The organism is Streptomyces sp. NPDC002851 (assembly GCF_053591935.1).
On record NZ_JBSFUT010000029.1, the window covers coordinates 67,803 to 80,009 of the forward strand.

The following is a 12,207-nucleotide window of genomic DNA, read 5'->3' on the forward strand; positions in this document are numbered from 1 at the left end:
GCCCGTACGACGGAACTTCGCCTGAAAAAGCTCAGCTCAGGAACTTGAAAAGCTCAGGACTGACGAACCTGAGAAGTTCAGCTCACGAACTTGAAGCTGTGCCAGGACTCGGCCTGGGGCGCGAGGTCACCGGCGAGCTTGCTGCCGATGTGCTTGGACTCGCCGGTGCAGTCCGTGCCGACGTAGGCGACCAGGTCGTTGAGGGTCCTGTTCTCGATGGTGTGGGCGCCGCCCTTCAGGACGTGGCAGCCCTTCTGCTTCGGGTTGGTCAGCGTGGTGCCCTCGGCCTCCGCGCCGTGCCCGCCCTCCTCGGCCGCGGCCTCACCGTGACCCGCCTCGGCCTCGCCGGACTCCGCGTGACCGGACTCCCCGTGGCCCTCCTGCCCGTCGGCGGCCTCGCCGTGACCGGCGTGCTCGCCCTCCGGATTCTCGTCGGCGGGCTTCGCGTCGTGGCCCTCCTCGGCCGCGGCCTCCTCGGCCTTCGGCGCGTACGTCACCGTGCCCACCGCGGCACGGTCGTCGAAGCCGCAGGCGGCGGTGGAGAGCGCGAGCACTGCGGCCCCCGCGCAGGCGGCGAGCAGTCGGCGCCGGGGACGAGCGGAGCGAGCAGCAACAGACATGGCAGGTCCTTCTCATGCAGCAACGATCAGTCACGTAACTTTGCCCGCCATTTACATCAAAAGCAAAGTCGAGTGCCACGTCCGAATCCCGCCGGTCCGGCGCCCTCCAAGGGCGCACACTGGGGTACGTGATCGATGAAGAGACCAGGTACGAGGCGGTGCGCAGCCGCGACGCGCGCTTCGACGGAGAGTTCTTCTTCGCCGTGGAGACGACCGGTATTTACTGTCGGCCCAGCTGCCCCGCCGTGACCCCGAAGCGACAAAACGTCCGTTTCTACCCGACCGCGGCCGCCGCCCAGGGCCAGGGCTTCCGCGCCTGCCGCCGCTGCCGTCCGGACGCCGTCCCCGGCTCCGCGGAGTGGAACGCGCGGGCCGACGTGGTGGGCCGTGCCATGCGCATGATCGGCGACGGGGTCGTCGACCGCGAGGGCGTGCCGGGCCTGGCCGAGCGGCTCGGCTACAGCGCCCGGCAGGTGCAGCGCCAGCTGACCGCCGAGGTCGGCGCCGGGCCCGTGGCACTCGCCCGGGCCCAGCGGGCGCACACCGCCCGCATCCTGCTCCAGACCACGCGCCTTCCGGTCACCGACATCGCGTTCGCCTCGGGCTTCGCGAGCGTGCGGCAGTTCAACGACACCATCCGGCAGATCTACGCCCGCACCCCGACCGCCCTGCGCGCGGAGGCGGGCCGGAGGACATCCCGGACGGGCCGTAACCGGAAGGGCCGTAACGCGGGTGCCGGGGTGGCCGCTGCCAAGGCCAAGGCCAAAGCCACTGGTTCCGACGCCGCCGGAGCCGCCGGAGCGGCCGGAGCCGCCGGTTCCGTCGGTTCCGCCGATGGTCCGGGCCGCGACGCCGGGATCCCGCTGCGGCTCGCGCACCGCGGCCCCTACCACCGCGAATCCGTCTTCGACCTGCTCGCGCGCGAGGCCCTCGACGGCGTCGAGGAGGTGCTCGGCGACCGCCCGGGCGCCCGCACGTACCGCCGCACGCTGCGGCTGCCGCACGGCACCGGGCTTGCCGCCGTCGATGAGCGGGCCGCCGGGCCCTGGCTCGAGGCCCGTATCCACGTGACCGACCTGCGCGATCTGACCACCGCCGTGCAGCGCCTGCGCCGCGTCTTCGATCTGGACGCCGACCCCGTGGCGGTCGACGAGCGGCTCGGCGCCGAACCCGCACTCGCCGCGCTCGTCGCCGCCCGCCCGGGCCTGCGCTCGCCGGGCGCCGCCGATCCGGAGGAACTGGCGGTACGTGCGCTCGTCGGACCGCGCGAGTCCGCCCGCCTGGTCGCCGCGTACGGCACCCCGCTCGACGTGCCCTGCGGCGGGCTCACCCACGTCTTCCCCGAGCCGAAGGCGCTCGCCGAGCACCTGCCGCTCGCGGCGGCGCTCGCCGACGGCTCCGTACGCCTCGACGCCGGGGCCGACCGGGACGACGCCGAGCAGGCGCTGCGCGCCGTCCCCGGGGTGGACGCGCGCACGGCCGCGTACATCCGGATGCGAGCCCTCTGCGACCCCGACGTGGCCGTGCCCGGCGAGCCGGTGCGCGACAGCTGGCGGCCCTGGCGGTCGTACGCACAACAGCACCTGTGGACCGACCGCGGACACCCGCCGTACGACCGGAACGACTTGGAGACCAGGCCATGACCAGCGACCGAGACCGAGACCGCGACCGCGACCGCACGACCGTCACGCACGGCACCACGTACTGGACCACCGTCGAAAGCCCCCTCGGCGAGCTGCTCCTGACCGGAGACGGCACCGGCGCGCTGGCCTCGCTGTCCGTGCCGGGCCAGCGAGGCGGCCGCACCCCGCGGCCGGACTGGCGGCGCGACCCCGCGGCCTTCCGGGAGGCGGCCGAGCAGCTGCGGGCCTACTTCGCGGGCGAGCTCAAGGAGTTCACGCTCACCCTGCGCACCGATGGCACCGCCTTCCGCGAACGCGTGTGGGCGGCGCTCGACGCGGTGCCGTACGGGGCGACCACCAGCTACGGCGAGCTTGCCGCCCGGATCGGTGCCTCGCGCGCCGCGGTACGGGCCGTCGGCGGCGCGGTCGGCGCCAACCCGCTGCTCGTCGTGCGCCCCTGCCACCGGGTGATCGGCGCGGACGGCTCGCTCACCGGGTACGCGGGCGGCCTGGACAGCAAGCGACTCCTGCTCGGCCTGGAGGGCAGCCTCGACGAGGCCTGAGGCGAGGCTCAAGGGGCGAGGTCTGAGGCGAGGCTCAAGGGGCGAGGTCGAAGCTGACGATGTCGTCCACGACGAGGGCGACCTTCGGGCTGCGCTGGGTCTCTCGGGGCACTCGGGGCACTCGGCACACCCGGGGCACCCGGGGCACCCGGCTCATGGCGCGGGCCTGGCACGGATCACCAGGCCCGTCGTCAGTCCCCGTCGTCAGTCCCCGTCGTCAGTCCCTGTCGTCAGTCCCCGTCGTCAGGCCCAGACCAGAACTCCCAGCCAGGCGCCCAGAATCAGCAGACAGGCGAACAGCTCCACCAGGACGCTCGTCCCCGCCGCCCGCATCACCGTCCGCGTCGACGCCGCGGCCGCCCGGTGCCCGCCGAGCCGCAGCCGCTCCGCACCGTAGATCCCGCCGATGAACCCCGGCACCGCCCCGATGACCGGCAGCACGAAGAAGCCGACGAACGCCCCGACCCCCGCCCACACCACGGTCCGCCGGGTGAGCCCGATCCCTCGGTACCGGCGCGGCGGCAGTAGGGAGCGCACCGCCTGCTGGAGCAGCAGGACCGCGGTGGCGCCCACCAGGACCCACCAGGCCGGGCCCGAGCGGTCCTGGAAGGACCACCACAGCACGGCGGCCCACACTAGCCAGGCGCCGGGCACGCCGGGGATCAGGAGCCCGCTGAGGCCGAGCAGCATCACTGCCCCGACCAGCAGGAGCTCCCATATGCCCATCTGTCAAGCGTGCCGGAACCGTGGTGCCCGCGCAGGCCGAGCCGGGGCCCACGGATCACGCTCCGTGAGCCAGTGGTGTGCAGGGGTCCGCACGTCCCGGAATGACCGCGAGTTCGTACGATGAAGGCAGAAGGGCAGAAGGACAGGCAGACCTCGAAGGCACAAGGGCAGACCTCCAGGCCGGTCCGCCGGGCGTCCTTCCCGTGGGGGGTGGGGCCGCCCGGCGGGCCCCTTCGTACGCCTGTCCGGAACGGCTCGCGCGTGGCCGTATCTGCTGTATTTCCCGCCTGATCCGTTTTCGTACGGCCCGTGCTGTGGACAATAAGGGGCATGAGCCAGCAGGGGGACAGGCACATCGGCCGCTCCGACCGCGCCGGAAGCGCCGCCGCTCCCGGCAACTCCCGCCGGGAGGACGACTGGTGGGGGCAGCTCTACGACGACGCCACCCCGGACACCGGACCCGCCGCCGCGACCGACTCCCTGGACGACCGGTACGCCTCGGCCACGGGGGCTCTCGCCGCCGCGGAACCGGCCGTGCCCGGGGAACCCGCTGAGCCCGCCGCACCCGCCACCCGCCGCGACGCCGCCCCACCCTCCGCCGTCCCGTACGCCCCGCCCCGCGCGCCGTGGGAGCCGCGCCCGCCCGACTCCCCACCGGCGACCTTCGGCCCACCGGCGACCTTCGGCCCACCGGCAACCTTCGGCCCAGCGGCGACCTTCGGCTCACCTGCGACCTTCGGCCCGCCCGCGCCCCAAGCCCCGGCCCCGGACGCCCCCCGAACCCCGGCTGACCTCCCCGTTTCCCCGGAACCACGCCCCTCTTCCCCGGAACCACGCCCCCCGGCCGCGCCCGTCCCGGAACCCCGGCACGCCCAGCCGGACCCGGCCCCCGAGACCGTGGCCACCTCACCCCCCACCCCCACCCCCGCCGTAAGCCACGTAGGCACCGGTCCACCCACCTACGAACCCGAGCCCACCGTCTTACCGCTCGCGGACCCGGACGACCCGGGCGGCCTTGTCCCCGACACCGTGCTCGACGGGGCGCGGTACGGCGTCTGCACGCTGCGGGCCGCTTCCGTGCGCGGGGACTCCGCGCGGTTCCGGGGCGAGCCGCGGCGGGACGCGCTGCTCACCGCGCGGTTCGGCACCGGGGACGGTGCCCTCGTGGTGGTTGCCATGGCTACCGGTTCGCGGACCGCGGCCGGTGCCCACGTGGCCGCCGCCGAGGTCTGCCACTGGATCGTGCGGGCCGTCGGCCGCAGCCATGCCCGGCTCGCCGAGGATCTGCGGGCCGGGCGGCGCGCTGACCTCAAGTCCGGGTTGCAGCGGCTCGCCGACCGCAGCCTCGGCAAGCTGCGCGCGTCCGCCGCCGAGCAGGGCGTCGAGCCCGAGGAGTACGGCGTCACCAGCCTGCGCTGCCTGCTAGTACCGGCCGATCCGGCGTGCCGTACCCGGGTGTTCTTCGGGGTCGGCGGCGGCGGTCTGTTCCGGCTCAGGGGCGGCCGGTGGCAGGACATCGAGCCGGTCGTCACCGATCCGGGGACCGGCGTGCCCGTCGTCGGCTTCGGCTCCCCGCCCCCGGCCGCGCAGCTCCCGTCCGAGACCCCGGAGGGCGACCGGCTCACCATGGATCTCGGCATCGCGACGCCCGGCAGCCCGTACGAGCCCGCCCCGGAGCAGCCCCGCGAGCCGTTCCGGTTCCGTGCCTCGGTCGCCCGGCCGGGCGATGTCCTGCTGCTGAGCACCGCGGGCCTCGCGGAGCCGCTGTGCGGCGAGCCTCAGTTCGCGGCGCATCTGCGGCAGCGCTGGTGGGGCGTCGAGCCGCCGGGTCTGGCCGCCTTCCTCGCCGACACCCAGCTCCGCGCCAAGGGGTACGCCGACGACCGCACGGCCTGCGCCCTCTGGGAGACGTGATCTGGCCACTCGCCCTCCGTGCAACGGCCGTACAACGGCGGCAACGCGCGTACCACTTCCGGCACTCCAGGAGGCGGGTCCGCGCCCCGCGTGAGTGGATGGCCCTGAAGACCACGTCAGGGGCCTGGCGGGCCAGGCCGTCCCAGGCCAGTACACCGCCAGAGAGGGTGCGTTTCCATGGCCAAGCAGAACGTCGCCGAGCAGTTCGTCGACATCCTCGTCCGCGCGGGTGTGCGGCGCCTGTACGGGGTGGTGGGCGACAGCCTCAACCCGGTGGTCGACGCCGTCCGCCGCACCGGTGACATCGAGTGGGTGCAGGTGCGGCACGAGGAGACCGCGGCGTTCGCGGCCGGTGCCGAGGCCCAGGTCACCGGGAATCTGGCGGCCTGCGCGGGCTCCTGCGGCCCTGGCAATCTGCACCTGATCAACGGCCTGTACGACGCGCACCGCTCCATGGCCCCCGTGCTCGCCCTCGCCTCGCACATCCCCTCCAGCGAGATCGGCCTCAACTACTTCCAGGAGACCCACCCCGACCAGCTGTTCCGCGAGTGCTCCCACTACAGCGAGCTGATCTCCAACCCGAAGCAGATGCCGCGCCTGCTCCAGACCGCCATCCAGCACGCGGTCGGCCAGGGCGGCGTGAGCGTCGTCTCGCTGCCCGGCGACATCGCGGCACAGGCCGCCCCCGAACGGGCCGCCGAGCACGCCCTGGTGACCTCGCGGCCGACCGTCCGCCCCGGCGACGCGGAGCTCGACAAGCTGGTCACGATGATCGACGAGGCCGAGAAGGTCACCCTCTTCTGCGGCAGCGGCACCGCGGGGGCCCACCAGGAGGTCATGGAGTTCGCCGAGGCGGTCAAGTCGCCGGTCGGGCACGCGCTGCGCGGCAAGGAGTGGATCCAGTACGACAACCCGTACGACGTCGGGATGAGCGGGCTGCTCGGTTACGGGGCCGCGTACGAGGCGACGCACGAGTGCGATCTGTTGATCCTGCTCGGCACCGACTTCCCGTACAACGCCTTCCTGCCCGATGACGTCAAGATCGTCCAGGTCGACGTACGCCCCGAACACCTCGGGCGCCGCTCGAAGCTGGACCTCGCCGTGTGGGGCGATGTCCGCGAGACGCTGCGCTGCCTGACGCCGCGGGTGCGGCCCAAGAGCGACCGGCGTTTTCTCGACAAGATGCTGAAGCGCCACGCCGACGCTCTGGAGGGGGTCGTCAAGGCGTACACCCGCAAGGTCGAGAAGCATGTGCCGATCCACCCCGAGTACGTGGCCTTCGTCCTGGACGAACTGGCCGCGGACGACGCCGTGTTCACCGTCGACACCGGCATGTGCAATGTGTGGGCGGCCCGTTATCTCTCGCCCAACGGGAAGCGGCGCGTCATCGGCTCCTTCTCGCACGGTTCCATGGCGAACGCGCTGCCGCAGGCCATCGGCGCCCAGTTCATCGACCGGAACCGGCAGGTCGTCTCGATGTCCGGCGACGGCGGGTTCGCCATGCTGATGGGGGACTTTCTCACGCTCGTCCAGTACGACCTGCCGGTGAAGGTCGTCCTGTTCAACAACTCCTCGCTCGGCATGGTCGAGTTGGAGATGCTGGTCTCCGGGCTTCCCTCCTTCGGCACCACCAACAGCAACCCGGACTTCGCGGCGATCGCCCGGGCGGCCGGTGCGTACGGGGTGCGCGTGGAGAAGCCCAAGCAGCTCGCGGGGGCCCTCAAGGACGCGTTCAAGCACAAGGGTCCGGCCCTGGTCGACGTGGTCACCGACCCCAACGCGCTCTCCATCCCGCCGAAGATCAGCGCCGAGATGGTGACCGGCTTCGCGCTCTCCGCCAGCAAGATCGTCCTGGATGGCGGTGTGGGCCGAATGGTGCAGATGGCCCGCTCCAACCTCCGTAATGTGCCTCGGCTCTGACCGGGTGTTCCGGGCGAACGGTGGGGTGGTGCGGCGGCGGGCGTGGTGGTCGGCCGTCCGAGTGGATTAGGTGGTCCGGCCGAGGTGCGGGCCGCACGGCGCGGAAGTCTCTTAAGGGGAAATCATACTATTTCCGCAGGAAGGTCCGTGACATTCATGACCGCCTACCGTCGCACCGCCGCTGTCGCCGCCGCCGCGCTCCTCGTCTCCGGCCTGACCGTCCCGGCCGCCGTCGCCGCCACCCCTGATCGCGCCCCGGCCGGGGCCACGGTGGCCCCGCAGAACGAGACCGACATCACGGGCGGCGAGCTCCGCCTCGACCCGCACGCGAGCGCCGACCTGAAGGCCGAAGGCATCGTCACCGCCGGCGTCGGCGGTGCCGTCGACAGCACCGCGGGCATCGCACTCAAGGTCGGCCCGGACAGCAGGATCCGCTACTCCGACGGGAGGATCACCGGCGGCACGATCAAGTTCAAGGGCGGCGTGCAGCTGAAGAAGGGCGACGAGCGCGTCAGCATCGGCGGCTTCTGGGTCAACCTGAAGACCGGTGACATCATCGCCGAGCTCGGCTTCAGGGCCCCCATCAAGGTCGGCTCCGTCGACGTCGACAAGATCACGGTCACGTCGCTCACACAGAGCTCCGAGGGCGTCTCCATCGCGCAGAGCTCCGAGCACGTCTCCATCGGCCAGAGCTCCCAGCACGTCTCCATCGTCCAGAGCTGCCAGGACGTCTCCATCGTCCTCGGCGGCGGCGCGAGCAGCCTCGAAACCGAACTGGCCGACGCCCTCGAAACCGAACTGGCCGAGGCGTTCGACGCCGCCCTGGTCGAGGCCGTCGACGCCGCATTGGCCGAGGCCTCCGACACCGAACTGGCCGAGGCGTTCGATGCCGCCCTGGTCGAGGCCGTCGATGACGCCCTGGACGACGCCCCCGACCGCGACCCCGGCCTGGCCGAGGCCCTCGGCACCGGAATCGCCGGGACCGTCGACGCCGTCTTGGGCGACGTCCTCGGCATCACCCTGTTGTAACAGGCGCCTTCGTACGTACGCCTGATCGCGTCCCCCTCCGCTGTGCCCGGCCCCGAACTTCCCCGCGGGACCGGGCACAGGCATGTCCGGGGCCGCGAGTACTACGCGGGCCGCAGCCGCACCGTCAGGATCTGGAACGGGCGCAGGGTCAGCGTGAGTCCGTGTTCGTCCGTCTCGGCCGGGTGCAGGGGGCGTTCCAAAAGGTCCGTCAGCTCGGCGCGGGCCACCGGGAAGGACGCGGTGAGCCGGGTGCGGGAGCGGCCGCCCCGGGACTCGTAGAGGCGTACCACCACGTCGCCGCTCCGGTCCTCGGCGAGCTTCACCGACTCGACCGTGACGGCCGGGTCGTCCACCGTGATCAGCGGGCCGCGCGCGGGCGCGGGCGCGAGGCGCAGCGGCAGATTGAGCGCCAGGCCCTCGGCGACCGCGTCGCCGGTCGAGGCGCCCGGAAGCAGGGCGTACGTGAAGCGGTGCGTGCCCAGGTCGGTCTCCGGGTCGGGGGAGTGCGGGGCGCGCAGGAGGGTCAGGCGGACCGTGGTGCCGAGGACCTGGCCGTCGTGCCCGGGGTGCGCGGTGCGGGTCACGTCGTGGCCGTACGTCGAGTCGTTGAGCAGCGCGACGCCGTAGTCCTCCTCGGCGACCCGCAGCCAGCGGTGGGCGCAGATCTCGAAACGGGCCGCGTCCCAGCCGGTGTTGACGTGTGTGGGCCGGTGCACATGCCCGAACTGGATCTCGGCGGCGGACCGTTCGGCCTGCACGTCAAGGGGGAAGGCGGCCTTGAGTACCTTCTCGGACTCCTGCCAGTCCACATCCGTGACGATCTCGATACGGCGGCTGCCCGCGGCCAGCCGCAGCTCCTGCGTGATCCGGGAATCGCCGAAGGCCCGGGTCACGCGGACCACCGCGCGCAGCGGGCCCGACTCGACGAGCTCGACCGACTCGGCGTCCGTCAGATCCGTGTGCGTATGGCGGTAGAAGCGGTCGAGGTCCCAGGCGTCGTACTTGTTGGGGTGGTCCGGGTGCAGCTGGAGCAGGTTGGCGCGGGCGCCGGGGGCGAGGACCTCGCGGCCCGCGGCGCCCGCGTCGCGTACCGAGGTGAGCAGTCCGTCGCGGTCGATGGTGACGCGCAGCCGGTCGTTGTGCAGCACGAAGCCGCCGTCGTCCGCGAGCGCGGTCACGTGCCCGAGGCGCGCCGCATGCGTGAGCGGCCGGACGGCGAGCGGGCCCACCGCGACCGGCACGAGCGCGCCGTCGTCGGCCTCCACGACCTCCGTGCGCGGGTACGGGGACGCGTTGAGCGCCGCGGCCTCGCCGCCGCCCAGGTGCCGTACCGCGTCGGCCGTCACCTCATCGAGCTCCGCGAGGACTTCGGCGTAGGTCGTACGGGCCTCGCGGTGCACCCAGGCGATCGAGGAGCCCGGCAGGATGTCGTGGAACTGGTGCAGGAGCACCGTCTTCCAGATCCGGTCGAGCGCGTCGTACGGATAGGTGTACGCCGGGTCGTGCAGGGCGGCCGCCGTGCACCACAACTCGGCTTCGCGCAGGGCGTGTTCGCTGCGCCGGTTGCCCTGCTTCGTCTTTGCCTGGCTGGTGTACGTGCCCCGGTGGTACTCCAGATACAGCTCGCCGGACCAGACCGGGGCGCGCTGCCCGTACTCCTCCTCGGCGGCCGCGAAGAACGCCGACGGCTTCTCGACGGCGACCCGCGGCGAGCCCTCCAGGGAGCGCAGCCGCCGTGCCCGCTCCAGCATCTCGCGGGTGGGGCCGCCGCCACCGTCGCCCCAGCCGAACGGCACCAGGGAGCGCGTCGCACGGCCCTTCTCGGCGAAGTTCCGTTCCGCGTGGGCGAGTTCGTGCGCGGAGAGCCGCGAGTTGTACGTGTCCACCGGCGGGAAGTGGGTGAAGACCCGGGTGCCGTCGATGCCCTCCCACCAGAAGGTGTGGTGCGGCATCTTGTTGGTCTGGTTCCAGGACAGCTTCTGGGTGAGGAACCAGCGGGCCCCGGCCAGCTTCGCCAGCTGCGGAAAAGCCGCCGTATAGCCGAACGAGTCGGGCAGCCACACCTCCTCGGTGTCGACGCCCAGCTCGTCCAGGAAGAACCGCTTGCCGTGCACCAGCTGCCGTGCGAGCGCCTCGCCGCCCGGCATATTGGCGTCCGACTCCACCCACATCGACCCGACCGGCGCCCACGTGCCGTCCGCCACGGCCTTCTTGATGCGCTCCCAGATGTGCGGCTGATGCTCCTTCACCCACGCGTACTGCTGCGCCTGCGAGCAGGCGAAGACCAGCTCCGGATAGTCCCGGGCCAGGGCCGTCACATTGGCGAAGGTGCGGGACGCCTTGCGTACGGTTTCGCGCAGCGGCCACAGCCAGGCCGAGTCGATGTGCGCGTGCCCGGTCGCCGAGACCCGGTGCGCGCTCGCCTCGGCCGGGCGGGCGAGCGCGCCCGCGAGCGCGGCGCGCGCGGCGGCCGCGGTGCCCGGCACGTCGTGCAGATCGAGGGCGTCGAGGGCGTCCTCCAGGGCGCGCAGGATCTCGTGCGCCCGTGACCGGTCGGCGGGCAGCTCGCGCCGCAGCCCGTCGAGGACCTCCAGGTCGAGGACCAGGTGCCACACCTCTTCGTCGAGTACGGCGAGGTCCGCGGCGGCGAACCGGTAGAGCGGGCGGTCCCCGGCGGTGCGTACGTCGCCCAGGAGCGTCGGCGTGAAGTCCCGCAGCACGGCCGGGTTGGCCGCCGCTTCGAGCAGCAGCTCCACCGGTTCGCCGCCGTGCGCGCGGGCCGCGACCGTGAGGTGCCGGTTGCGCGGATGGATGCCCTTCAGAGGCACGCCCGAGGCGTCGTGCAGCAGTCCCTCCGCCTGGAATCCGGGCCCGTCCCCGCTGAACCCGGGGTCGACGACGACCTCGACCCGGCGGCCCTGCCACTCCTCGGGCACCTGCCCGGAGAGCCGGAACCAGCTCGTCGACCAGGGCCTGCCCCACGCTGTCCCGACCGCGAACGGCTCGTACGCGGCGGCCAAGGCCTCGGCGACCGGTACAGGCTCGCCCGGCGCGTGCCACACGGAGAGCGCGAGCGGGGTGCGGTGCGGGTACTGGGCAGGACGGATGAACTGGCGGAGCGCCCGCTCCAGGCGCCCCTCCACGAGCGATCGGTCGTCGTGCACGGCGGCTCCTCGGGGTCGGGTCGGCGTTCGTTCACTTCCCCGCCGCGCCCCCGCGCACCCCGAGAAGTAGTGGAGGCAAGGCGTAGTTCAGCAAGGAGGAGGAGTGCCGCCACCGCAGCGGGGCATGCATCCCGTGTACGCGTTCGAGGACAGGCGCACGAGAACGGGCGCATGGGGAAGCCACGGCGCACAGGCGGGGGTCATGACACGGCAAGCACAGGAAAGTACGGCCGACGGTGCCACGAGTGAGGGGGATCGAATACAACTGCGTCGCAGACTCGCCCGCTCCGACCTGCGGTCCGTGTCCGAAGTGCGGCGGGCCTTGAGGGAGTTGCTGCGCAGACGGGGGAAGCCGGAGCACTCGGAGGTGGCGGAGCTGCTCACCAGCGAGATCGTCACCAACGCCCTGGTGCACACGGACCACGACGCGGTGGTGACCGCGACCGTGGGGGCGCACCGGCTCCGGGTGGAGGTCAGGGACCAGCTGGCACGCAGGCCGAGGCTGCGGGTACCGAACGCCGACGACGGTACCAGCGGCCGGGGCCTCGTCCTGGTGCAGTCCCTGGCGGACGCCTGGGGCGTGCACACCCAGGGGGTCGGCAAGGTGGTGTGGTTCGAGATGGGGGTCTGACGGCCTTTCGAAAAACAG

General features: G+C 72.6%; 10 protein-coding genes. 6 read left to right on the forward strand and 4 right to left on the reverse strand.

Translation table 11 applies throughout. The annotated features are described in order from the left end of the window. Positions 1-77: 77 nt before the first annotated feature. Positions 78-620 carry a hypothetical protein gene (locus tag ACWD10_RS26875; RefSeq protein ID WP_451095337.1) on the reverse strand — a complete coding sequence of 181 codons (543 nt, stop codon included), beginning with the start codon at positions 618-620 and terminating at the stop codon, positions 78-80. Between the two features lie 131 nt (positions 621-751). Here ACWD10_RS26875 and ACWD10_RS26880 point away from each other — a divergent pair, with 131 nt between their 5' ends. Both ACWD10_RS26880 and ACWD10_RS26885 read left to right on the forward strand, forming a co-directional pair. Beyond that, positions 752-2,263, forward strand: coding sequence for a bifunctional transcriptional activator/DNA repair enzyme AdaA (locus tag ACWD10_RS26880; RefSeq protein ID WP_451095402.1), 1,512 nt, complete (start codon positions 752-754; stop codon positions 2,261-2,263). Beyond that, positions 2,260-2,805: a methylated-DNA--[protein]-cysteine S-methyltransferase gene (locus ACWD10_RS26885; RefSeq protein WP_451095339.1), complete on the forward strand. Its 546-nt coding sequence runs from the start codon at positions 2,260-2,262 to the stop codon at positions 2,803-2,805. The genes ACWD10_RS26880 and ACWD10_RS26885 overlap by 4 nt, the downstream gene beginning before the upstream one ends. Before the next feature lie 34 nt (positions 2,806-2,839). Here ACWD10_RS26885 and ACWD10_RS26890 read toward each other — a convergent pair whose 3' ends face one another. Continuing rightward, on the reverse strand, positions 2,840-2,962 hold the full coding sequence (locus ACWD10_RS26890; RefSeq protein WP_451095341.1) for a hypothetical protein: 123 nt from the start codon (positions 2,960-2,962) through the stop codon (positions 2,840-2,842). An 86-nt stretch (positions 2,963-3,048) separates the two neighbouring features. Beyond that, entirely contained in the window at positions 3,049-3,531 is a 483-nt protein-coding gene (locus ACWD10_RS26895; protein WP_451095343.1) for a DUF456 domain-containing protein, read from the reverse strand. A 330-nt stretch (positions 3,532-3,861) separates the two neighbouring features. On the opposite strand from ACWD10_RS26895, the gene ACWD10_RS26900 reads away from it, so the two are divergent. The 3 genes from ACWD10_RS26900 (at position 3,862) to ACWD10_RS26910 (ending at position 8,394) form a co-directional block, all read left to right on the forward strand. After that, positions 3,862-5,445, forward strand: a complete 1,584-nt coding sequence (locus tag ACWD10_RS26900; protein WP_451095345.1) for a protein phosphatase 2C domain-containing protein — start codon at positions 3,862-3,864, stop codon at positions 5,443-5,445. Positions 5,446-5,622: 177 nt separating this feature from the next. Next, positions 5,623-7,365, forward strand: coding sequence for a pyruvate dehydrogenase (locus ACWD10_RS26905; RefSeq protein WP_451095346.1), 1,743 nt, complete (start codon positions 5,623-5,625; stop codon positions 7,363-7,365). 156 nt (positions 7,366-7,521) lie between these two features. Beyond that, the gene (locus ACWD10_RS26910; RefSeq protein WP_451095348.1) at positions 7,522-8,394 is read left to right on the forward strand and encodes a hypothetical protein; all 873 of its coding nucleotides are present in this window, start codon (positions 7,522-7,524) and stop codon (positions 8,392-8,394) included. Between the two features lie 101 nt (positions 8,395-8,495). On the opposite strand, the gene ACWD10_RS26915 is transcribed toward ACWD10_RS26910, so the two are convergent. Further along, on the reverse strand, positions 8,496-11,558 hold the full coding sequence (locus ACWD10_RS26915; RefSeq protein ID WP_451095350.1) for an alpha-mannosidase: 3,063 nt from the start codon (positions 11,556-11,558) through the stop codon (positions 8,496-8,498). Positions 11,559-11,760: 202 nt separating this feature from the next. Between ACWD10_RS26915 and ACWD10_RS26920 the strand changes: the two genes are divergently transcribed. After that, positions 11,761-12,189 carry an ATP-binding protein gene (locus tag ACWD10_RS26920; RefSeq protein WP_451095352.1) on the forward strand — a complete coding sequence of 143 codons (429 nt, stop codon included), beginning with the start codon at positions 11,761-11,763 and terminating at the stop codon, positions 12,187-12,189. Positions 12,190-12,207: the final 18 nt, after the last annotated feature.

Bases quoted from the DNA above. Each gene is read 5' to 3' on its own strand.
- ACWD10_RS26920 (WP_451095352.1), top strand. From the start codon at position 11,761: ATGACACGGCAAGCACAGGAAAGTACGGCCGACGGTGCCACGAGTGAG.
- ACWD10_RS26900 (WP_451095345.1), top strand. From the start codon at position 3,862: ATGAGCCAGCAGGGGGACAGGCACATCGGCCGCTCCGACCGCGCCGGA.
- ACWD10_RS26895 (WP_451095343.1), bottom strand. From the start codon at position 3,531: ATGGGCATATGGGAGCTCCTGCTGGTCGGGGCAGTGATGCTGCTCGGC.
- ACWD10_RS26875 (WP_451095337.1), bottom strand. From the start codon at position 620: ATGTCTGTTGCTGCTCGCTCCGCTCGTCCCCGGCGCCGACTGCTCGCC.
- ACWD10_RS26890 (WP_451095341.1), bottom strand. From the start codon at position 2,962: ATGAGCCGGGTGCCCCGGGTGCCCCGGGTGTGCCGAGTGCCCCGAGTG.
- ACWD10_RS26910 (WP_451095348.1), top strand. From the start codon at position 7,522: ATGACCGCCTACCGTCGCACCGCCGCTGTCGCCGCCGCCGCGCTCCTC.
- ACWD10_RS26905 (WP_451095346.1), top strand. From the start codon at position 5,623: ATGGCCAAGCAGAACGTCGCCGAGCAGTTCGTCGACATCCTCGTCCGC.
- ACWD10_RS26885 (WP_451095339.1), top strand. From the start codon at position 2,260: ATGACCAGCGACCGAGACCGAGACCGCGACCGCGACCGCACGACCGTC.